At 69.0% G+C, this 20,829-nt stretch carries 22 protein-coding genes; all 22 read right to left on the bottom strand.

What is annotated here, in order from left to right:
• Window positions 1-6: 6 nt before the first annotated feature.
• Window positions 7-1,695 carry a flagellar basal-body MS-ring/collar protein FliF gene (fliF, locus tag AC1DER_RS01230; RefSeq protein ID WP_477246675.1) on the bottom strand — a complete coding sequence of 563 codons (1,689 nt, stop codon included), beginning with the start codon at window positions 1,693-1,695 and terminating at the stop codon, window positions 7-9.
• A gap of 63 nt (window positions 1,696-1,758) precedes the next feature.
• A complete protein-coding gene (gene fliE / locus AC1DER_RS01235) occupies window positions 1,759-2,127 on the bottom strand; it encodes a flagellar hook-basal body complex protein FliE (RefSeq protein WP_477246677.1) in 369 nt (122 codons plus the stop codon).
• A 90-nt stretch (window positions 2,128-2,217) separates the two neighbouring features.
• Entirely contained in the window at window positions 2,218-3,708 is a 1,491-nt protein-coding gene (locus AC1DER_RS01240; protein ID WP_477246679.1) for a sigma-54 dependent transcriptional regulator, read from the bottom strand.
• Window positions 3,705-4,091 carry a response regulator gene (locus AC1DER_RS01245; protein WP_441814447.1) on the bottom strand — a complete coding sequence of 129 codons (387 nt, stop codon included), beginning with the start codon at window positions 4,089-4,091 and terminating at the stop codon, window positions 3,705-3,707. The genes AC1DER_RS01240 and AC1DER_RS01245 overlap by 4 nt, the downstream gene beginning before the upstream one ends.
• A gap of 14 nt (window positions 4,092-4,105) precedes the next feature.
• Window positions 4,106-5,515 carry an RNA polymerase factor sigma-54 gene (rpoN, locus tag AC1DER_RS01250; RefSeq protein WP_477246681.1) on the bottom strand — a complete coding sequence of 470 codons (1,410 nt, stop codon included), beginning with the start codon at window positions 5,513-5,515 and terminating at the stop codon, window positions 4,106-4,108.
• Window positions 5,516-5,728: 213 nt separating this feature from the next.
• Window positions 5,729-6,391 (bottom strand): response regulator, encoded by a 663-nt coding sequence (locus AC1DER_RS01255; protein ID WP_441814445.1) that lies wholly within the window; start codon window positions 6,389-6,391, stop codon window positions 5,729-5,731.
• 109 nt (window positions 6,392-6,500) lie between these two features.
• Window positions 6,501-7,061, bottom strand: a complete 561-nt coding sequence (locus AC1DER_RS01260) for a PilZ domain-containing protein (protein WP_441814444.1) — start codon at window positions 7,059-7,061, stop codon at window positions 6,501-6,503.
• Window positions 7,058-7,336, bottom strand: a complete 279-nt coding sequence (locus AC1DER_RS01265; protein WP_477357577.1) for a hypothetical protein — start codon at window positions 7,334-7,336, stop codon at window positions 7,058-7,060. The genes AC1DER_RS01260 and AC1DER_RS01265 overlap by 4 nt, the downstream gene beginning before the upstream one ends.
• A gap of 11 nt (window positions 7,337-7,347) precedes the next feature.
• Window positions 7,348-7,740 carry a flagellar export chaperone FliS gene (fliS, locus tag AC1DER_RS01270; RefSeq protein WP_441814442.1) on the bottom strand — a complete coding sequence of 131 codons (393 nt, stop codon included), beginning with the start codon at window positions 7,738-7,740 and terminating at the stop codon, window positions 7,348-7,350.
• 23 nt (window positions 7,741-7,763) lie between these two features.
• Entirely contained in the window at window positions 7,764-9,104 is a 1,341-nt protein-coding gene (fliD, locus tag AC1DER_RS01275; RefSeq protein WP_477243779.1) for a flagellar filament capping protein FliD, read from the bottom strand.
• Between the two features lie 104 nt (window positions 9,105-9,208).
• Complete coding sequence (locus tag AC1DER_RS01280) at window positions 9,209-10,372, bottom strand: flagellin (protein ID WP_477243781.1); 1,164 nt, start codon at window positions 10,370-10,372, stop codon at window positions 9,209-9,211.
• Window positions 10,373-10,534: 162 nt separating this feature from the next.
• A complete protein-coding gene (gene flgL / locus AC1DER_RS01285; RefSeq protein WP_477243783.1) occupies window positions 10,535-11,734 on the bottom strand; it encodes a flagellar hook-associated protein FlgL in 1,200 nt (399 codons plus the stop codon).
• Window positions 11,735-11,744: 10 nt separating this feature from the next.
• Window positions 11,745-13,628 carry a flagellar hook-associated protein FlgK gene (flgK, locus tag AC1DER_RS01290; protein WP_477243785.1) on the bottom strand — a complete coding sequence of 628 codons (1,884 nt, stop codon included), beginning with the start codon at window positions 13,626-13,628 and terminating at the stop codon, window positions 11,745-11,747.
• 3 nt (window positions 13,629-13,631) lie between these two features.
• Window positions 13,632-14,651, bottom strand: a complete 1,020-nt coding sequence (flgJ, locus tag AC1DER_RS01295) for a flagellar assembly peptidoglycan hydrolase FlgJ (protein ID WP_477243787.1) — start codon at window positions 14,649-14,651, stop codon at window positions 13,632-13,634.
• Window positions 14,652-14,671: 20 nt separating this feature from the next.
• Window positions 14,672-15,778 (bottom strand): flagellar basal body P-ring protein FlgI, encoded by a 1,107-nt coding sequence (locus tag AC1DER_RS01300; RefSeq protein ID WP_477243789.1) that lies wholly within the window; start codon window positions 15,776-15,778, stop codon window positions 14,672-14,674.
• Window positions 15,779-15,789: 11 nt separating this feature from the next.
• Entirely contained in the window at window positions 15,790-16,503 is a 714-nt protein-coding gene (flgH, locus tag AC1DER_RS01305; protein ID WP_477243791.1) for a flagellar basal body L-ring protein FlgH, read from the bottom strand.
• A gap of 8 nt (window positions 16,504-16,511) precedes the next feature.
• Complete coding sequence (gene flgG, locus AC1DER_RS01310; RefSeq protein ID WP_441814434.1) at window positions 16,512-17,297, bottom strand: flagellar basal-body rod protein FlgG; 786 nt, start codon at window positions 17,295-17,297, stop codon at window positions 16,512-16,514.
• A gap of 38 nt (window positions 17,298-17,335) precedes the next feature.
• Window positions 17,336-18,082, bottom strand: coding sequence for a flagellar basal body rod protein FlgF (locus AC1DER_RS01315; RefSeq protein WP_477243794.1), 747 nt, complete (start codon window positions 18,080-18,082; stop codon window positions 17,336-17,338).
• Window positions 18,083-18,102: 20 nt separating this feature from the next.
• Window positions 18,103-19,326: a flagellar hook protein FlgE gene (flgE, locus tag AC1DER_RS01320; RefSeq protein WP_477243796.1), complete on the bottom strand. Its 1,224-nt coding sequence runs from the start codon at window positions 19,324-19,326 to the stop codon at window positions 18,103-18,105.
• A gap of 20 nt (window positions 19,327-19,346) precedes the next feature.
• Entirely contained in the window at window positions 19,347-20,012 is a 666-nt protein-coding gene (locus AC1DER_RS01325) for a flagellar hook assembly protein FlgD (protein ID WP_441814431.1), read from the bottom strand.
• Between the two features lie 28 nt (window positions 20,013-20,040).
• The gene (gene flgC / locus AC1DER_RS01330) at window positions 20,041-20,448 is read right to left on the bottom strand and encodes a flagellar basal body rod protein FlgC (RefSeq protein WP_441814430.1); all 408 of its coding nucleotides are present in this window, start codon (window positions 20,446-20,448) and stop codon (window positions 20,041-20,043) included.
• Window positions 20,445-20,807: a flagellar basal body rod protein FlgB gene (flgB, locus tag AC1DER_RS01335; RefSeq protein ID WP_477243799.1), complete on the bottom strand. Its 363-nt coding sequence runs from the start codon at window positions 20,805-20,807 to the stop codon at window positions 20,445-20,447. Before flgB ends, flgC begins: the two co-directional genes overlap by 4 nt.
• Window positions 20,808-20,829 lie beyond the last annotated feature (22 nt).

Raw genomic sequence — 20,829 nt, forward strand, 5'->3', positions numbered from 1 at the left:
ATCGACTCAGCCATCGGATTCGACCCAGTCGCGCACGACCTGCGCCACGCGTTTGGCATCGGTGTTGACGGCGGTGCGCGCCACTTCGAGCTTCTCGTCGAAGTTCAGCTGCGCCGGCCCGCCGGCCTTGGCCGATTGCGGCGCCGACAACGCCACCGGCACGTCTTCGTCATGTTCCAGCACCACCGCAGTGGTGGTGGTGGTGCGGGACTTGGGGGCGATCAGCTGGCGCAGCGCCGGGCGCAACACGGTGAAGATCAGCAGCAGCACCGCGAGGCCGCCCAGCACGGTGCGCAGCAGGTCGCGGGCGCGCGGGTTCTGCCACACCGGCGGGCCGTCCTTGTCGACCTCGCCGATGTCGCGTGCGAACGGCGCGTTGACCACCGAGACCACGTCGCCGCGTTGCGCATCGAAGCCGATGGCCTGCTGCACCAGGGTTTGGATGCGCTGCAGCTCGGCTGAGCTCAGTGCGCGCGGCTTGGCCGGCTTGCCGGTTTCGCCTGCGCCCTGGGCGACATTGTCGACCAGCACGGCGGCGGTGACGCGGCGGATCCGTCCCGGGGCCTGGCGGGTGTGGGTGAGGGTGCGGTCGAGCTCGTAGTTGCGCACCGAGCTGCGGCTGCCGGGGCCGGACTGCGCCACCGCAGCGGCCGGGGCAGGGGGCGCGGCAGGCTGCGCGCCGGGAGCGGCAGGGCTGCCAGCCGGGGCGACGGTATTGGCCGCGGTCGGCGTGTTGCTGACACTGCCGGGAATCCCTTGCGGCGGCACGGCCGCGGCGCCGAGGTTGCCGGATTCGGAAAGCTGTTCGCTGCGCACCATCGCCGTCTGCGGGCCATAGCGCTCGCTGGCCTGTTCGGTCTGGGCGAAGTCCATGTCGACGCTGACCTGCGCGCTGATGCGGCCGGGGCCGGTCATCGGCTCGAGCAGTTCCTGGATGCGCTGCACGTACACCGATTCCTGGCGGCGCTGCTGCTCGAACTGCTTGGCGCCGATGGCGTCGTCGCTGTCGGGATCGGCATTGGAGAGCATGCGCCCGAACTGGTCGACCACAGTCACGCGCTCGGGCGGCAACTCGGCAATGCTCGATGCGACCAGGTGCACGATCGCATCGACCTGGCCGCGCTCGAGCGTGCTGCCGGTCTGCAGTTGCAGCACGACCGACGCGCTGGCCGGTTCGTTCTGGCGGGTGAACGCACTCGGCTTGGGCAGGGCCAGGTGGACGCGTGCTTCGCGTACCGGGCGCAGGTTGCCGATGGTGCGTGCCAGCTCGATCTCCAGCACGTGCTGGTAGCGCGCGCTCTCGATGAACTGGCTGGTGCCGAACCCCTGGTCGCCCTGGATCGATTCGAAGCCGGCGCTGTTGTCGGCAGGAAGGCCGGCCGAGGCAAGCGCCATCTTGGCCGCGCCGATCTGTTCGGTCGGCACGGCCAGTGCGCCGCTGCCGGGATCGATGCGGAACGGGATCTGCGCGGTGCGCAACAGATCGGAGGCTTCACCGGTCGCCTTGGCGTCGAGACCGGCGAACACCGGCACGTAGTCGGGTTTCTGCGTCCAGAAGAACAACCCCAGACCCAGCGCGATGGCGGCAGCCACCAGCGCGAACAGGCCGAGCTGGCGAACGGCAGGAATGTCCTGCAGGCGACGCAGGTCGCGCAAGCTGCCGGCAGTGCCTTGGGGAAGTGCGATCACGCTCATCGGTGCGGGTCTGCTGCGGAGAGTGGTGGCGGGAGCGGCGGGTTCGGCTGGTTACTGCGTGCCTCAGATGGGCATGTTCATGACGTCCTGGTACGCCTGCACCAGGCGGTTGCGCACTTCGACGGTGGCGCGGAAGGCGACCTGCGACTGCTGCATCGCCACCATCACCCGCGCCAGGTCGGCGCGCGGATCGCCCAGTTCGAAGGCCGTCTGCAGGCTGCTGGCATTGGCCTGGGTCTGGCTGACCTTGTCGATCGCATTCGACAGCGTCTGCTGGAAACCGGGGGCGGAGGCGGTGCCGCCCACGCCGCCGCTGGCGCGGTTGCCGTCGATCGCGATCGCATTGCCCAGCGGCGCGTCGGCCAGGCTTCCGCGCGAGCGCATCTCGTGCGCGCGGATCTGGGAAAGGATCGATGAAATGGCGTCGGTCATCGGGTCAGTCGCTGCCAATCGTGCTTGCAGTGACTAGGCAAGGCGCGTGCCAGAGCGGCGTCAGATTTCTGCCGTCACAGACCCGTCGCCTCAGAATCCCGCCGCCTGGTCCCCCGGCACGTCTGCACCGTCGCGGTCGTCGCGATCGATGCCGTACTTGCGCAGCTTCTCCACCAGTGTGGTCCGGCGCAGCCCGAGCAATGGCGCGGCATGGGCGACCACGCCACCGGACTGGTTCAGGGCGGCGCGGATCAACTCCAGCTCGATGCCGGCGATGTGCCCGCGCAGGTCGATGCCCTGCGGCGGCAGTGTCGCGGTCGGGGCGAGCAGGGTCGGGTCGATCGCCATCGCGTGGCCAAGGTTGGCGGCCTGCGGCGGCGCGATCTGGGTAGGCGTCGGCGATGCCTCGAACATCTCGCCCGGCGGCAGCGCCGCGCGATAGCGCGCGGGCAGGTCGGCGGCGCGGACGTTGCCGCCCGGATGCAGCACGGCCAGGCGCTCGAGCAGGTTGCTGAGCTCGCGGACATTGCCGGGCCAGGCGTAGTGGCGCAGCGCATTGACCGCGTCGTCTGCCAACGCCACGCGGCCGCGGCCGCTTTCGGCCAGCTGGCGGGTGATCGCGGCGATCAGGTCGGGGAGGTCTTCGCTGCGCTCGCGCAGCGCCGGCATCTCGATCGGGAACACGTTGAGGCGGTAAAAGAGATCTTCGCGGAAGTTGCCCTTGGCAATCTGGTCTTCCAGATTGCGATGGGTCGCGGCAACCACGCGCACGTCGCACTTGCGGGTCTCGTTGCCGCCGACGCGCTCGAAGCAGCGTTCCTGCAGCACGCGCAGCAGCTTGACCTGCATCGGCAGGCTCATGTCGCCGATCTCGTCGAGCAGCAGCGTGCCGCCCTCGGCCATCTCGAAGCGGCCTTTGCGCTGGGTGAGCGCACCGGTGAAGGCGCCTTTCTCGTGGCCGAACAGTTCGCTCTCGAGCAGATCCGGCGGGATCGCGCCGCAGTTGATGGCCACGAAGGGCTTGTCGCGGCGGGCCGACCGCGCATGGATCGCACGCGCCGCGACTTCCTTGCCGGTGCCCGATTCGCCCAGCACCAATACCGTGGTGTCGTGCGGGGCGACCTGGTCGATCATGCGGTTGAGCTGCAGCACGCCTGCGCTGCGGCCGGTCGGGCCGACTTTCGGAATCTCCAGGCGCGCATCTTCATCCAGGCGCTTGAGGCTGGCCCGGCGCAACGATTCCTGCAGTTCGGTGCGGCGGATCGGGTAGTGCAGCGGCCACACGGTCTGCGGATGCAATGCGGCGCGCCAGGCGGCGTCGGCGGCATGGCCGGGCAGTTCCAGCACCGGCGGATGCAGCGACTGCCGCGCCAGCCAGGCGGCGAACGCCTGCCAGCTGGCGCCATCGCCGACCTCGCCGATCAGCACGGCGACCCAGTCGCTGGCGCGGGCGCGGGTGATGTCGATGTCGCCGGCATCGGCGACGATGCGCGGGCTGAAGTCCATGAACTCCAGCAATGTGGAGACGCGCTCGGCGCGCTCGATGTCGTGATCGAGGATCAGGATGCGCGACTCGCTCATGCCACGTCTCCCGAGTCGGCGACGAGCTTCTCGAGCAGCGGCACCACGTCGTGCAGGTAGGCCAGCTTGCTCACGAAGGCGTCGGCGCCGGCACGCAGGGCGTGTTCGCGATGCTCGCCGTCGTCGAAGTGGCTGGCGATCACGATGTAGGGCGGATTGTCCTGGGCCTTGATCAGGCGCGTGGCCTGCAGGCCGCCCATCTCGGGCATGGCCAGGTCCATCAGCACCGCGTCGGGCCGCAGCGTCTCGCACTGGGCAATCGCCTCGATGCCGTTGCTGGCGGTGCCGATCACGTGCATCCACGGCAGCCGGCGCAGGCTGCGCATCGCCGCGGCGATGAAGCCGGCATGGTCGTCTACCAGCAGTACGTTCAATTCACGCATGTCATGCACTCCTTTCAGCCGGCCATCGCGCGGCCGGGAAGGCGCTGGCGCGCCCGGGCCGGACCGATCGAGAGCTGGTCGCGATACTTGGCGACGGTGCGGCGCGCAACGCGCACGCCCTGGCGCGCGAGCAGGCCGGCGATGACGTCGTCGGCGAGCGGCGCGGCGGCCGGTTCGGACTCGATCAGGCGCTTGACCATGGCGCGTACCGCGGTGCCGGCGACTTCGGCGCCTTCCAACCGCACCGCGAACAGGCGCTTGAGTTCGAACGTGCCGCGCGGGGTCTGGATGTACTTGCCGTTGACGATGCGCGAGACGGTGGACTCGTGCATGCCGATCGCCTCGGCAACCTCGTTCAGCGTCAGCGGCACGATCGCTTCCTCGCCGCGATCAAGGAATGCGCGCTGGCGCTCGATAAGCACCTGCGCGGTGCGCAGCAGGGTGTCGTTGCGCATGGCCAGGCCGCGGACCAGCCAGCGGGCTTCGTCGAGCAGGCCGCGCAGCACCGCATGACTGCTGGCGTTGCCGCCGTGGCTGCCCGCGTTGCCGGCCAGGGCGCGCTCGCAGTGCGCGGCGATGCGCACGCGCGGCGCGGTGCGCTGGTTCAGCGCCACGCGCCAGGCGCCCCCGGCGTGCCAGACAACCACGTCCGGGACGACCGCCGTGTCAGGTTCGGGCAGGATTTCAATCGGATGGGCGCGCAGGGTGAGGATCAGCGCCACCGCGGCGCGTACGTGCTCGATGTCCTCGTCGAGCGCGGCGGCCAGCGCCGCGTCGTCGTGGGCGGCCAGCAGGGGTAGCTGTTCGCCAAGGATGCGCAGGGCCAGGGTGCGCAGGCCGCAGTCGGTGTGCAGGGCCAGTTGCGCGCGCAGACATTCGCCGGCGTCGACCGCGGCGACCCCGGGGCAGTCGCCATGCAGCAGGCGTTGGCGGACGACCTCCAGGTCATCGACCCATTGCGGGAAGGCCTGCGCACCCAGCGCCAGCAGTTCGGCAACGGAGTGTTCGAGATAGCCGCGATCGTCGCAGTGGTCCAGCCACCAGGCCGCCATTTCCAGGTCGCGCTGGTTCCACTGCAGGGCGAGCTGTTCCAGCAGGCGCACGCGCGGGTCGCTGGAGGCCTGTCCGGCAATGCGCAGGGTTGCATCGTCGCCGTCACCGCCGGCAATGCCGCCACCGGACAGGAAGGAGGGTTCGGGCAGTTCGTCCCATGCCGCCGCTTCCAGGGTCGCGCTGTCTGCATCGCCCGACGCTTCGGCGTCGTCGCCCGGCTCTTCCTGCTCCAGCAGCGGGTTGCGCTCGAGCGTCTGGCGAAGTTCCTGTTCCAGCTGCAGGGAGTTCAGCTGCAGCAACCGGATCGATTGCAGCAGTTGCGGCGTCAGGTTGACACCCTGCACGAGGTTGGCACGTATTGCGGCTTTCACTTCGGTTCCCCTGATCAGCGTCCAGCCGATCCCCGGAATCCATCGTGCTCGTTCTGTGACGGCTATCCGATAGGGGCAAACCTACGCGCAACTAGGGGTATACCTGTATCGATGTAGGGGGTTCCCTGACATTGCGTCGTGGTTCCGACGCGATCGGTCCGGACGGCGCCGAACATTGACGCGGAGCGTCAGTATCCCGTTGCGACGGATGTCTCAGCGACGGTCGTGGTGGCGCATGGCGATGCGCAACAGTTCAACGGCATTGCGCACACCCAGCGCTTCCATCATCCGCGCGCGATGGGTTTCCACGGTCTTGACGCTGATGCCCAGGTCCGCCGCGATCTGCTTGGTGGTGCGGCCGGTTCCCAGCGCCAGCAGGATCTCGCGCTGGCGGCGCGGCAGGCTGTCGATGTCCTCGCTGCCCTTGCTGTCGCCGTTGCCATTGCCGTTGTTGCCCTTGCGGGCCTGGTAACCCTGCAACTGCGGCGCCGACACCTGCGGGCTGAGGAAGGTGCGACCCGATGCGGCCGCGCGCACGGCGATCTCGAGCTCGGCGGGTGCCGCTTCCTTGACGACGAAGCCGCTGGCGCCACGCAGCAACGCCTCGCGCACGTGCAGGGCATCGTCGTGCATCGACATGATCACGACCGCGGTGTCCGGGCAGGTGCGGCGAAGTTCGGCCAGCGCGTCGAAGCCGCTGCGGCCGGGCAGGGAGAGATCCAGCAGGACGATGTCGGGCAAGGTCTGCTGCGTGCGCATCATGACCTCGTCGGCATTGCTCGCTTCGGCGACGACTTCTATATCGGCGAACGACTCCAGCAATCGCCGCACACCCGCGCGGACGAGGGTGTGATCATCGCAAATCAATACTCGCACCAACGCCAGATCCCCATTGCACCACCCGGCCAAGATAGCCGCAGTGCGCACAACAGGGCAGCGCCGCTCAACAGTAATGTGACCGTCGTTTGATAAATAAGCGGCCGGGTCAGCGGCCGCGGCGGCTCTCGGCCACGGCCCGGCGGTGGACCCGGAACAGGTGCCGCTCCAGCGCGGCCGCCAGCACCGGCGAAAGCGGACCAAAGCGCAGCCACAGGCGCGGCCTGCCGGCCTGATCGATGTCGCGTGCGTGCAACGTGGCCGGCAGCACCAGGGGCGAGGGCAGCCAATCGGCGGGCTGGACGCGGAAGCGACCCACCGTACCGGTGGGAATGTTGGCGTCCGCAGTCAGGCAGGCACCCTGCGACGACCAGCGCAACGGGCGCAGCGGGTCGGCGTCGTGGGCGGTGGCAAGGCTGGCGACCAGGGCGGTCAGCAGGTCGAGCTTGGCCTCGATGCGAAGGACGGCGTGGTCGGAGGGCTGCTCGGGCTCTTCGCCGCCGCTGCCGTCCTCGACCACGGCCAGGGCGCGCAGGAGCATCTCGCCGCGGGCCCACATCGCCTGCAGCTGCGCCTGGTCGAATCCGCCCGGCAGGAACGCGGCCGGCCGGATCTCGTCGCAGACCAGCGTTTCGCCGAATACCGGGTCGGAGGCGATAGGCAGGTTCATGCCAGCTCCCGCAACCAGGCGCGGGCGCCGCGGCGGTCGGCGCCCAGGCGCGCGATCGCCAATTCGGTGGCATCGCAGGCGCTGCGCAGTTCGGCGATCAGCTCGTCCTGCTGGCGCAGCAGGTCCAGCCACGGGCCGTCGGCCGGCAGCGGCGAGCCGGCCTGGCGCAGGGACGCGACGAGGTCAAGGTGGTACTGCTCCAGCAGCGCGTCGGCCAGCGACCAGTCCTCGGCGGCGATCGCAGCGCGCACCTCGACGACCGGCAGGGTAGGCACGACGCCCGCCATCACACCGTCTCCGGCGAAATCGCGCGCCAGGCCGATTCGATGTCGCCGAGCAGCGAGTCCACTTCGTGCAGCGGCGCGGCGTCGTTGTCGAGGTTGGCTGCCAGCAGGCGTCGTTGCGCGTAGTCGTACAGCGCCTGCAGGCCATCGGCGATCTCGCCGCCAGCCTCCAGGTTCAGAGCGCCGTTGAGGCCGCCAATAATCGTGCTGGCGTCGGTGATCGCCTGGGCCTTGCGCGGCAGGTCGCCGCGATCCAGGCAGGCGATCGCCAGGCGTGCACGCTCGCGCGCCCCGGCCAGCATCAACGCGATCAGCTGGTGCGGGTTCGCGTCGAGCACGGCGCTGGACACGCCGGTCTGGCGGTACTGGTTGGCGTAGGTGCGGGCACTGTGCATGGCGCGGCTCGTGTCGGTGGTGGTCAAAGCAGGCCAAGTTGCTGGGAAAGGAAGCTGCTGGTCGACTGCATCTTCGACATCAGCCCGTCCAGGGCGACGAACTGCGCCCGGTAACGGGCCTCGACCTGGGTCATGCGGCGGTCGAGCGCATTGCGCTGGTCCTCGATCGAGCTGGTGCGACCGGCGAGGTTGTTGCTGCGGCTGTCGATCAGGCCGTCCTTGTCGAGCAGGCCGGCCAGGGATTTCTGCAAGCCGGCGGCGAGGCTGTTGTCGGCGCCGAACAGTCGCGTGGCAGGCGTCGGGTCCTTGGCGATGGCGGCGTCGAACACCGCATCGTCCATCTTCAACGTGCCATCGGCGGCAATCGTGATGCCCAGCGCCTTGAGGTCGGTGACCGAGCCGCTGAGCTGGTTGCGCAGGTCCTGGCCGGTGCCCCGCACCATGGCGTCGCCGTTGAATGCCGCGGCGATCTTGGTGGCGGGGTCGTACTTGGACGTGCTCGCAATCGCGCCGAGCGAGGCGTTGTACGAAGTCACGAAGCCCTTGGCCGCGTTGCGCAGCGCCGCCGGGTCGCTGGAGACGTTGAGTTCCTTGACCGTGCCGACCGCGGCCTTGGTCAAGGTCAGGGTCACGCCCTGCAGCATGTCGGTGATGGTGTTGCTGGCGCTGGAACGGACCAGGCCGTCGATCTTGACGCGCGCATCGCCGGCGGCGCTGAGCTGGGTCATCGTGGTGGCGTTGGGCGGGTCGTGGCGCAGTCCGGCCAGGCCGCCGTCGCCGCCGCTGGTGGTGATGCGCAGCGCATTGGCCGCGCCACTCTGGGTGGCGCTGAGCACCAGGTGCGCGCCGTCGTCGGCGTTCACTATCGTGGCGGTGACGCCCTTGCCGTCGGCGGCGCGATTGATGGCGTCGCGGATGCCGGCCAGGGTGTTGTTGTCATCGCCGATGTCGACGTTGATCGTCGTCTCGCCGCTGACGATGGTGAGCTGGCCGGTGCCGACCGCGGTGTCGCTCTTGGCATACGCGGTCGACGACAGCTTGTGGGTCGTCGCGAGCGCGAGGACTTCGACCTGGTAGTTGCCGGTCGCCGCACCGGCGCTGGCGCTGGCGCTGAAGCCGGCCTCGGCCTGGACGGTGACCTTGCGCGCGAGCGTCGAATCGTCGGAGGTGAGCTTGGTGAGGGCGGTGCGCAGGCCGTCGAAGGCACTGCGCAGCGTCGCCAGCGCGGAGATCTGCGCCTTGGTCTGGCGCTCGCTGCGGTCGATCAGGGCCGCAGTCGGCGCGCGCTCGTTGGCGACCAGCTGGGCAACCAGGGTCGGGACGTCGAGGCCACTGCCGATACCGGCGCTGCTTACCCCAGCCATTGCGATCTCCGCGGGTCAGATTGAAGAAGGTGAAACTGTTGAAACTGTTGAAGCAGTTGAAACGGCACGTGGCGCGGCCGAAGCCGCGCCACGTGGGTGGATCATCAGCGCAGGAGGCTCAGCACGCCCTGCGGCGCCTGGTTGGCCTGGGCCAGCATCGCCGTACCGGCCTGCTGCAGGATCTGGTTGCGGGTCAGCTTGGCCGTTTCAGCAGCGAAGTCGGCGTCCTGGATTCGGCTGCGTGCGGCCGACAGGTTCTCCGAGGTCGAACCCAGGTTGGCGACGACCGAGCTGAAGCGGTTCTGCACGGCACCCATGTTGGCGCGGGCGGTGTTGATCGCCGTCAGCGCGCCGTCCATTGCCAGCATCGCGGCATCGGCGCCGTCGACGGTGGAGATGTCCAGGGCGCCAAAACCGGTCTGCGCGGTACCGGCGACGGTCGTCGCGGTGCCGTTGGTGGCGCCGGCGGTCACGCCGCTGACGTTGGTCGCGTTGGCCAGCGTCAGGGTCTTGTCGGTCGAGGTGATCGCACCGGCGGCACTCATCGTGACGTTGGCCAGGGCGGTGTTGGCCGGGTTGGCCTTGGCGGTGTCGAAGGCAGCCTTGAAGGCGGTCGCGGCAGCGGCGGCATCGGCGGCGCCTGCGGCCGTGGAGATGGTCACGCCGTTTACGTCGATCGACATGCCGGTGGCGAACGCGGTGGCCGTGGCCGCCGAGGTGGTCTGGCTGTAGGTGGTGGTCGGGGCAGACGTCCAGGTGCCCAGGGCCGACGAGGAAGCGTTGGTGATGCCCGACACGGTGATCGTCTCACCCTGGTTGGCGCCGACCTGGAACGCCTGGTCGGTGAACGAACCGTCGAGCAGTTTGGTGCCGTTGAAGGAGGTCTGCTCGGCGACGCGGTCTATTTCCGACTTCAGCTGCTGGGCTTCGGCGTTCAGCGCGGCGCGGTCGGTCGAGGAGTTGGTGGCGTTGCGCGACTGCACGGCCAGCTCACGGATACGCTGCAGGTTGTTGCCGATTTCGCCCATCGCGCCTTCGGCGGTCTGCGAAAGCGAGATGCCGTCGTTGGCGTTGCGTGCAGCCTGGTCCATGCCGCGGACCTGGGTGGTGAAGCGCTCGGAGATGGCGAGGCCGGCGGCGTCGTCCTTGGCGCTGTTGATGCGCAGGCCCGAGGACAGGCGCTGCAGGCTGGTGGCGAGCTGCGAGCCGGACGTCGACAGGTTCCGCTGCGCGTTCAACGACATGATGTTGGAGTTGATGACTTGCATGGGTGCGATCTCCTGGAAGGTTGGATCCGGCGGCGATAGCCTGTCCGGCTTTCGCAGGGTGTTGGCCGGTGGGCCTAGCGCCGCTGCTGTGATCAATATCGGCGCTGTCCTGTCAAGCTTTAGGGCCAGACCACCCGATCACGAAAAAAGTCCTTCGCTTCCTTACATCTTGTCGAACAGGGACAACGACTGGACGCGAAGCATGGTCTTCTGCGCGGCTTCCAGGGCGGTCAGTTGCAGGGTCAGCTGGCTAGCGGCTTCGGCGTAGTCGACATCGCGCAGCTGCGACAGCGTCTCGGAGAACGTCAGGTCATCGGCGCCGCGCACGTCGGCGGCATTGTCGAGCGAGGCCAGGCGCGTGCCGGTGCCGGCACGCACAGACAGCATGTGGTCCTGCGCCGTTTCGATGTCGCCCAGTGCAGCGCCCAGGGCATTGCTGCGGCGGGCGCGTTCGGCCGGGCTGGTCGCCGGGGTATCGAGGGTGTCGGCCAGGTTCTCGAGGGTGGCGAACACGTCGCGCACCGGCGCGCGTTCGACCGTGAAGGTATCGCCGGCCGCGGGCGCACCGGTCAACGTGACCTGCACGCCACCGGCGCTGATCGTGCTGTTGGCCGTGTAGGCGCCGCTGGCGAGCACGGTGCCGGCGGCATCGACGACCTGGTAGGCATCGGGCGCGGTGAACTGCACCTGCAGCGAACGGCCGGCCCACGCCGCGTGGTCGGTGATCGCGCTGGCCTGGAGCACGCCGGTGCCGGTATTGGCCGCGCCGGCAATGCCGCGCGCGATGCCGTCGCCGGTGCGCACGCGCATGAACACGTCGCTGCCCGCATCGGTGTCGGCGACGGTCAGGTCGGGTGCGACCTCGACCAGGTTGCGGCCGTCGTCGCCGGCGTAGGTGACGTTGCCGTTGTCATCGGCAAACGGGATCACGCCATCGCGCGCACCGGCGAACAGCCGACGGCCAGCGCCGTCTTCGCGGTTGGCGATGCTGATGATCTCGCTGCGGATCGAACGCAGTTCGTCGGCGATCGCCTTGCGGTCCGGGTCCGACAGCACCGGGCTGTTGGCCTGGATCGCCAGTTCGCGCGCCCGCGTCAGATGACTGCCGACATCGCTCAGCGCCTGTTCCTGCGAACGCAGGCGGTGTTCGAGCAGGCCGGCGCTCTTGCCGTGTTGCTCCAGCGTGGCCAGCGCGTGGTCCAGCCGCTGTGCCTGCGCCATGCCGGACGGATCGTCCGCGGCGCTCTCGAGCTTGTTGCCGGTGACCAGCTGCTGCTGCGTTCGCGCGACCTGCTGCTGGCGCATCAGCAGGCTCTGCAGGCCCTGCGCATGCAACCCGGCGGTGGAGATTCGTAGGGTCATCGTCTGGTCCTCAGCGGCGCACGGCCGACAGCAGCGTCTGGAACATGTTGTCAGCGGTGGTGATCACCTGCGCCGCGGCCTGGTAGGCCTGCTGGAATCGCATCATGTCGGCGGCCTCCTCATCGAGATTGACGCCGCTAAGCGATTCGCGCTCGGCGATGACCTGGTCGTTGATGGCGGTCTGCGCTTCCAGGCTCAACTTGGCATGGCGGGCTTCGCCGCCCACGCGCGCGGTGAGGCCGCTGAGGCCGGAGGTGAGCGACTGCGTGCCGCCATCGAGCACGGTTTTCTGGTCGAGCCCGGCGAGCGCCAGCGCGTTGCCGTTGTCGCTCGAGCGCGGCGGCGTGCGTGCAAGCGAGAAGCTGTCGCCCGCGGCCGGGGTACCGGTCAGCGTCATCGACCAGCCCGTCGCCGGATCGCCGATGGGCGTGCCCGCGGTGTAAGGGTAGGGGCCGGCGCCGTTGATGGTGTACTGCGTGGCGTCGATGAACTCGACCGTGGCCCCGGCGAAGGAAGCAAATGCCGCCGGGTCGGTGACCTTGGCTGCCGACGCGCGTGCATCGCCCAGGTTGGTCGTGTCGCCCTTGACCTGCAACGGCGAGGCCGCCGCGATCTGCAACGGGTCGGTGATCGCCACCCGCAGGCTGCCGGCGGCGTCGGCCGTCGGCCGTAGCGCGAAGCTGTCGCCGACGGCAGGCGCGCCGCCGACCACCAGCGAAACGCCGGCCACCTTGAAGGGATCGGCAGCGGTGCCGGTGCCGGTCATCGGTACCGCTTCGCCGGTGTCAGCGCGCGTTGCCTTCCAGATGCCATCGAAGCGCAGTACCAGGTCGTTGCCCTTGAGTGCGGCGACATCGCTGACACTGGCGTTGATCGTCGCACTGCCGGTGTTGCCGGCGTGCGCATCGACCCGCGGCGGGGCGATGGTGAAGAAGTCCTTGCCGGCCGCGCCGTTGTAGTCCACACCGGCGCGATGGGCCGCGTTGAAGCTCTCGGCGAAGGCAGTGGCGAGGCGGCCGAGTTCGGCGCGCGCAGGATCGAGCACGCGGTCGCGGTACTCGAGCAGGCCGCCCAGCTCGCCCGACACTGCCGACTGCGGCAGCCGCACCGCACCACCGCCGCCTTCGAGCGCGACCTGCAGGTGATCGGGACGGTAGGGGTCCGCGATCGTGGTCAGCTTCATCGCGCGATCGGCAAGTACCAGCGGCTGACCGCCCGGCGTGAACACGTTGATCGAGCCATCGTCCTGGGCGACGGTCTCCGCGCCGACCAGCGAGGCCAGCTGGTCGATGCGCAGGGCGCGCGCGTCGAGCAGGTCGGGCGCGGCATTGCTGCCGGCGCTGGCGATGTCCTGGTTGAGCGCGGCGATCTCGCTGGCGAGGCGGTTGGCGTCGCCGACCTTGTCCTTCAGGCGCTGCTCGGATTCACCCTCCAGCGAGGACAACTGCCCGTCCAGCGCACGCCAGCGGCTCGCGAGCTGTTCGCCGGAAGCGAGCAGCTGGCTGCGGGCAACCTGCGACGTCGGATCGGCGCTGACACCCTTGGCGGCATTGAAGAATGCCGACCACGGCGTCGACAGACCCGTCGCCGAATCGGACACGAGCTTGTCGATGCGGTCGCTCATCGAAGACAGCTGGCTGAGGCGACCAAGTTCACCGCTGCTGTCGACCTGGCGCGCGAACACCAGGCCGTCGGCCAGGCGCTGCAACCGGGCCACGTCCACGCCCTGGCCGATATAGCCAGGGCCGTTGGCCTGGCCCGGACGTGCGGCGAACTCGACGCGCTGGCGGCTGTAGCCCGGCGTGGCGGCGTTGGCGACGTTGTGACCGACGGTGCCGAGCGCGCGTTGGAAGGCGAGCAGCGCGGAGGTTCCGGTGGAGAGCACTCCAGACATCGTTTATCCCTTGCTCGAAAGCGTACTGCCGGAAGGCATGTCGACCGTGGCGGCCGCGTAACGGTTCATGGAATCCGCGCCTGGTATCGTCGCCAGTGCGCGGTTGAGCGTGGCGCCATTGGCAATCGCGCTGATCTTCGCGGCATAGGATGGATCGGTCGCGTAGCCGGCCTGCTGCAACGCGCTGGCGAAGCGATGCACGTCGTCGCCGGCGCCTCGCGCCGAGGCGTAACGAGGGTTTCCGAGCACGCGCGCGTAGTCGGCGAAACTGTCCGCTGGGGAGGTGTAGGCGCGGAAATCGGCGCGCTCGCTGCGACGGGTGCCGTCTACGTACTCGTGAGTGTTGGCGCTCATGCGCTGCCCATTCCAGCGGCCACCGGCCTTGATGCCGAACAGGTTGTGCGAGGACGCACCGTCCTGGCCCGCGAGGCGACGCCCCCAGCCGGTTTCGAGCGCGGCCTGGGCCACCAGCGCCTTGGCCGGCACGCCGAGTTCGGCGGCGGTCTTCTGCGCGTGCGGCCAGATCGAGCGCACGAAGGCCTCGGGGCTGCTGCAATCGACCGGCCCATCGGGCGCGCAATCGGACATCGCACCGACGGCCGGCGCCGCGGGGGCTTCGGCCGGCGTCAGCGCCGGCATCGACACGCCCGAGCTGGACGGCGCCAGAGACATCGGCGCCGCAACTCCCGGAGCGCCCAGCGGCAGGTTGTTCGGTGGCAAGGCATACGAGGTTGCGGCCGGTTGCGCCGCGGTGCCGGAACTGCGTTCGAGCTGGCGCATGATCATCGGCGCCAGGCCGAGGCCGCGGCCCTTGGTCAGCTCGCGCGAGAGCTGCTGGTCGTACATGTCGCGGTAGGTGTTGTCGCCGCCCATCAGCGGATCGCCCGGGCTGGCGCTGCGCATCGACTTGATCAGCATCTGCGCGAACTGCGCCTCCAGCTCGTGCGCGGCCTTCTCGATCCGCGCGTGCGGCGTGGCCGACGTCGGTTCGAGCGCGATGGCGGTGGCGGCGGGCAGGCGCATGGCGGCTTCCGAGCGCGGGCTCAGATCACCTCGAGCTCGGCACGCAGCGCGCCGGCGCGCTTGAGCGCTTCGAGGATCGCGACGATGTCGCCCGGCGCGGCGCCGACGGCATTGACCGCGCGCACGATCGCCTCCAGCGAAGTACCGCCCGCGAACAGGAACATGCGGCCGCCATCCTGGTGGGTTTCCACCGTCGACTGCGGCGTGACCACGGTGTTGCCGCGGCCGAATTCATTGGGCTGGCTGACCTGCGCGTTCTCGGTGATCGACACCGTCAGCGAGCCGTGCGACACCGCTGCCGGCAGCACCGTGACCTGGCCGCCCATGACCACTGTGCCGGTGCGTGCGTTGACGATGACCTTGGCCGCGGCCGCGCCGGGGTTCACATCGAGCGTTTCCAGCTGCGCCAGGAACGCGATGCGGTCGCCCGCGGGTGGTGTGACTTCGATGGTGACGCCATCGACGGCATGAGCGCGACCGTTGCCGAACGCGTCATCGATCGCACTGACGATGCGCGCGGCGGTGGTGAAGTCGGACTCGTGCAGGTTGAGCGTGACCAGGCCATTGGACGCGGCGTTGGCGACCGCGCGTTCGACGATTGCGCCGTTGGGAATGCTGCCGCCGTTGGGCGCATTGACCGAGATACGCGAACCATCGCGTCCGGCCGCGCCCAGGCCGCTGACCACCAGCGTGCCCTGCGCGATCGCGTAGACCTGTCCGTCGGCGCCACGCAGCGGCGCCATCAGCAGGCTGCCGCCGCGCAGCGAACCGGCGTTGCCGATCGACGACACGGTGACATCGATGGGCTGGCCGGGCTTGGCGAACGCAGGCAACTCGGCCTGGATCGCCACCGCCGCCACGTTCTTGAGCTGCGGATTGACGCCCGGCGGAATCGTCACGCCGAGCTGGTCGAGCATCGTCTTGAGACTCTGCACGGTGAAAGGGGTCTGGCTGGTGCGGTCGCCGCTGCCGTCCAGGCCGACGACGAGGCCGTAGCCGACCAGCGGGTTGCCGCGAACGCCGGCGACCTGGGCCAGGTCCTTGATGCGCTCCGCGCGCGCAGGCGCAGCCGACAGCAACAGGCCGGCAACGGCGAGGGCGAAGCACAACGAAATGGACGGGCGCATGGTCGCGGACCTCAGTAGGGGAAGGCGGCGGAGTTGAAGAAGCGACCCAGCCAACCCATCGCGTTCGACTGCGCCAGCGCGCCACGACCGCCATAGACGATGCGTGCCTCGCCGACCCGGTCGGAGGTGACCCGGTTGTCGGGACTGATATCGGCGACGCGCACGATTCCTTGAACCTGTACGAGCTCGTCGCCCTGGTTCAGGCGGACCTGCTTCTGGCCGGCCACGCGCAGGTTGCCGTTGCGCAGCTGCTCGACGACCGTGACGGTGATATCGCCATCGAGCTGGTTGCTCTGCGCGCTGTCGCCGGCGCCGCCGAACTTGCGCTTGCCCTCGACCTCGGCCTGCAGCAGCGGATTGCCGTTGTAGGTGATGTCCTGGCCGAAGATCGTCGGTGCCGCCATGGCCAGGTTGGAGTCCTTGGTCACCGCGGTCTTGGCGTTGGTCTTGGCGCGCGTGTTCTCGACCAGCACGATGGTGAGCAGGTCGCCGACCTCGCGCGCCTTGTTGTCCTCGAACAGGCGCATGCCGCGATTGCCCGGGCCATTGCCGGCGAAGATCGAGCCGCCGCCGTTGCCGGGCGCCGGACTGACGGCGGCCATGGCCGTTGCCGGAGACGGCGCCACTTCGTCGAACGGACGCACATTGCCGACCAGGCTTGCACAGCCCGACAGGGTCATCAGCAGCGCGGACGCGAACGCGGTGGACGTCATCGATGCGCTCATCGACGTGCTCACAGGTTGTTGTTGAGGTAGCCGAGCATCGAGTCGGTCGTCGAGATCGCCTTGGCGTTGGTTTCGTAGGCGCGCTGGGTCTCGATCATCGACACCAGCTCCTCGACGACGTTGACGTTGGAACCTTCCAGCGAGCCCTGCACCAGGGTGCCGGCGCCGCCCTGGCCGGGCGCGCCGCTCTGCGCCGGGCCGCTTGCGCTGGTCTCGACATAGAGGTTCTCGCCGCGGGCCTGCAGCCCGGCCGGATTGACGAAGTCGGCCAGCGTCAAGGAACCGACTTGCACGCTGCCGGCCTGGCCGACCAGCTTGACGCTGACCGTGCCGTCGGCGCCGATGGTCACGGACTCGGCGCCTTCGGGAATCTGGATGCCCGGTTGCACCGGGTAGCCGGAGTTGGTCACCAGTTCGCCCTGCGCATTGGGCTTGAAGCTGCCGTCGCGGGTGTAGGCGGTGCTGCCATCGGGCATCAGCACTTCGAAGAAGCCGCGGCCATCGATCGCCACGTCCAGTGCGCCGTCGGTGTGGACCATGTTGCCCTGGGCGAATTCCTTGGCGGTCGCGGCAACGCGCACGCCGGTGCCGGTGGACAGGCCGGTCGGCAGCTGGGTCTGTTCGGACGAGGCGCCGCCGGGTTGGCGCACGGTCTGGTACAGCAGGTCCTCGAAGCTGGCGCGGTCGCGCTTGAAGCCAGTGGTGTTGGTGTTGGCGAGATTGTTGGAAATCACCGCCATGCGCGTCTGCTGCGCGTCGAGGCCGGTCTTGGCGATCCACAGAGCCTGGGTCATGGCGGGTTCCCGTTACGAAGTGTTGGGTGGTGGGGTGGTCAGCGCGACGACAGCAGGGTGTTGGCCGAGCGCGCGCTCTCGTCACCGCTATGCAAGACCCGTACCTGCATCTCGAACTGGCGCGCGAGCTGGATCATCGACACCAGCATTCCGGTGCCATCGACGTTGCTGCCTTCCAGTACGCCCGAGGTCAGGACGGTGCCCGCGGCGGGCGGCGGAGCGGTGGCGCCGGGAGCGGCATGCATCAGTCCGTCTTCGCCACGCACCAGGTCGCGCGTGTTCGCCGCGACGACCTGGAGCCGGCCGACGCTGGCCATGGTCGAGGCGGGCTGGCCCTGCGGCACGATCGACACCGTGCCGTCGCCGGCGATGTCCAGGGCATCGTTGGGCGGGATCGACATCGGCGCGCCGCTCTGGTCCAGCACCGGCAGGCCGCTGGCGGTGGTCAGCAGGCCGTTCTGGTTGAGCTTGAGGTTGCCGGCGCGGGTATAGGCCACGCCGCCGCTGCTGTCCTGCACCGCAAGCCAGCGGTCGCCATGCAGCGCGACATCGAGCGCGTTGCCGGTGTTGGTGATCGAGCCGGCCGCACTGCTGACACCCATGTCGCGCGCCATGGTCGCCACGCGCGAGGGCAGCCCGGCGCCTGCCACCGGCGCGGCGACGATGCCGTTCAACGTTGCCTGGAAACCGACGGTGTCGGTGTTGGCGAGGTTGTGCGAGACCTGCGCCTGCGCGCGCAGCGTGGCGCTGGCGCCGGTCATCGCGATGTAGAGGCTCTTGTCCATGGCGGCGGGTGCCTTCTACGTCAGCGGATGTTGATCACGGTCTGGGTGATCTGGTCCTGGGTCGAGATCATCTGCGAGTTGGCCTGGAAGTTGCGCTGCGCGGTGATCATGTTGACCAGTTGTTCGGTGAGGTCGACGTTGGACGCTTCCAGCGCGCCGCCCTGGACCAGGCCGAACTCGGACGTGCCGGCGCCACCGCGGCGCGCCTGGCCCGATTCGAACGTTTCCGCCCAGCCGTTGTCGCCCAGCGGTTGCAGGCCCTGCGGGTTGTCGAAGGTGGTCATCGCGACCTGGCCCAGCGGCGTCGACACGCCATTGGTGTAGCGCGCGTTGACGACGCCTTCCGGCGACACTTCGATGCCGGTCAGGCGGCCGGTCGTGTAGCCGTCCTGCACCAGCTCGGACACACCGAACGCCTTGCCGTACTGCGTCGATGCACCGATATCGAGCGTCAGCGCCATCGGCGCCGCGCCGCCCGGCGGGGTGTGGGCAGGCAGGGTGATGCGGCCCGGCGCGGCGGGCGTGACCAGGTCGCCGTTCGACGAATACTGCAGCGTCTGCGCGGTGCCGACGGTGGTGCCGTCGATCTGGGTCTGCAGCTGCCATTCGTTCGGGTTGGCGGTCTTGATGAAGTACAGCGACTGCGTGTGCGGTGCGCCGAGCGAGTCGTAGACCGTCAGCGAGGTGGTGTGGTTGTAGCTCAGCGGTTCATTGGGATCGAACGGCGTCAGCGTCGGCGCAGTGGCGTTGCCAGGCAGGTTGGTGCCGACTTCGACCTCGGTCGTCGCCAGCGGCGGCGAGTCGCCCTTGCTCAGGCGCAGGTCGCCCATGCGGCCGGTGTCGAAGCCATTGCCGCCGGCATTGGGCAGGAACACCTGCAGGCGCTGGCCGGCCGGATTGACCACGTAGCCGTCCTGGTCGGGGCCGAAGTTGCCGGCGCGCGAGTAGACCGTGGCGCCGTTCGCCGACAGGGTGAAAAAGCCCTGGCCGGAGATCGCCATGTCCAGCGCCTTGCCGGTGAAGTCGGTGTTGCCCTGGCCGAACTGCTGGGCCACTTTCTCCAGCCGCACGCCGGCGCCGATCGCGTTGCGCGACAGGCCGTACGGCGACAGCGCGAACACGTCGCCGAACTCCGCGCGTGACTGCTTGAAGCCGGTGGTGTTGGCGTTGGCGATGTTGTTGGCGGTGACGTTGAGATCGGCCGAGGCCGCGTTCATGCCGCTGAGCGAGATGCGGAAACTCATGGTGTGCTCCTGGAAGAGGGTCAGCCGATGCGACGGATGGACGAGAGCGGGTGGCTGCCCACGCCCGCAAGGTTGAGCACGAGCCCGGTTGGTTCGACCGAGACGCTGTCGACGCGGGCCGCCACGCGCACGGCCAGCGATTCGCTGTCGGTGGTGCTGCCGGTGGTGGCGCGGATCGTGTAGCGGCCGGCTGGCATCGGCTGGCCGTTGTCGTTGAGACCGTCCCAGCGGAATTTCGTGTCGCCGGCGGCGCCGGCCTCCACAGCCATCTGCCGCACGCGCACGCCGGCAGCGTCGACGACTTCGAACGTGATCGTCCCGGCCTTGGCCGCGGTGACTTCGCCTTCGACTCCGGCGCCCGCGGCGAGCTCGACCGTGTCGACCTCCACCAGCGCGTCGTGACCTACCAGTGAGGCCGCACGCAGGGCCTGGTCGGACTCCATCACGCTGGCCACCGCGTCCATCGCGCCCTGCATCTTGTCGATGCCCTGCACGGTGGAGAACTGCGCCAGCTGGCCGAGGAACTGGGCGTTGTCGAGCGGCTTGAGCGGATCCTGGTTCTTGAACTGCTCGGTCATCAGGCGCAGGAAATCGGTCTGGCCCAGCGAGCTGTTGCGCGTCGCCTGCGGGGTCTGCAACCCCAGCGAGGCGTAACTGTTGTCGGTGCTGCCAATCGTGTTGCTCATCGGTATCCTTGCTTGCTGGCGGGTCGCATCAGCGGCCCATGTTCAAGGTGGCCAGCGCGAGTTCCTTGGCGCTGTTGAAGACCTCGACGTTGGCCTGGTAACTGCGCGAGGCCGAGATCAGGTCGACCATCTGCGCGACCGGATCGATGTCGGGTGCGTACACGTAGCCCTGCGCGTCGGCGAGCGGATGGCCCGGTTCGTAACGCTTGAGTGCGGGCGCATTGCTCTGGGTGATTTCCTTGACCTGCACGCCGGCCAGCTCCGGGCTGCCTGCGACCGGATCGGCGGAGAACACCGGCTGCCTGGCGCGGAAGACCGCATCGGGCGAACCGGAGATCGAGTCGGCGTTGGCCAGGTTCGAGGCGACCGTGCTCAGGCGCACCGACTGCGCGTTCATCGCCGAACCGGCGACGTCGAAGATCGGCAGGTTGCTCATTGGCCGGTGATCGCGGTCAGCATCGAGCGGACCTTGGATTCGACGAACGACATCGACGCGCGGTACTCCAGCGTCGCCTGCGCGAAGGCGGCGTTCTCGCGATCGCCATCCACGGTGTTGCCGTCGAGGCTGGGCTGGCTGGACGCGCGCGTGTAGCGTGCCGCGGCGGCGGCGCTGCCGATCGCATCGCCGCCCGCGGCCATGCCCGGCTGCAGCGCGGCCTGCAGCGCGCCATTGAAGTCGAGGTCCTGCGCCTGGTAGTTGGGCGTGTCGGCGTTGGCGATGTTGGCCGCCAGCACCTGCAGGCGCTGTTCGCGCAGGGCGAGCGCAGTGCCGTGGATGCCTAGGAAGTCGGACATGGGCCCTCCGGGGGCGGGTTCT

This window comes from Lysobacter sp. 05T417 (genome assembly GCF_056396405.1).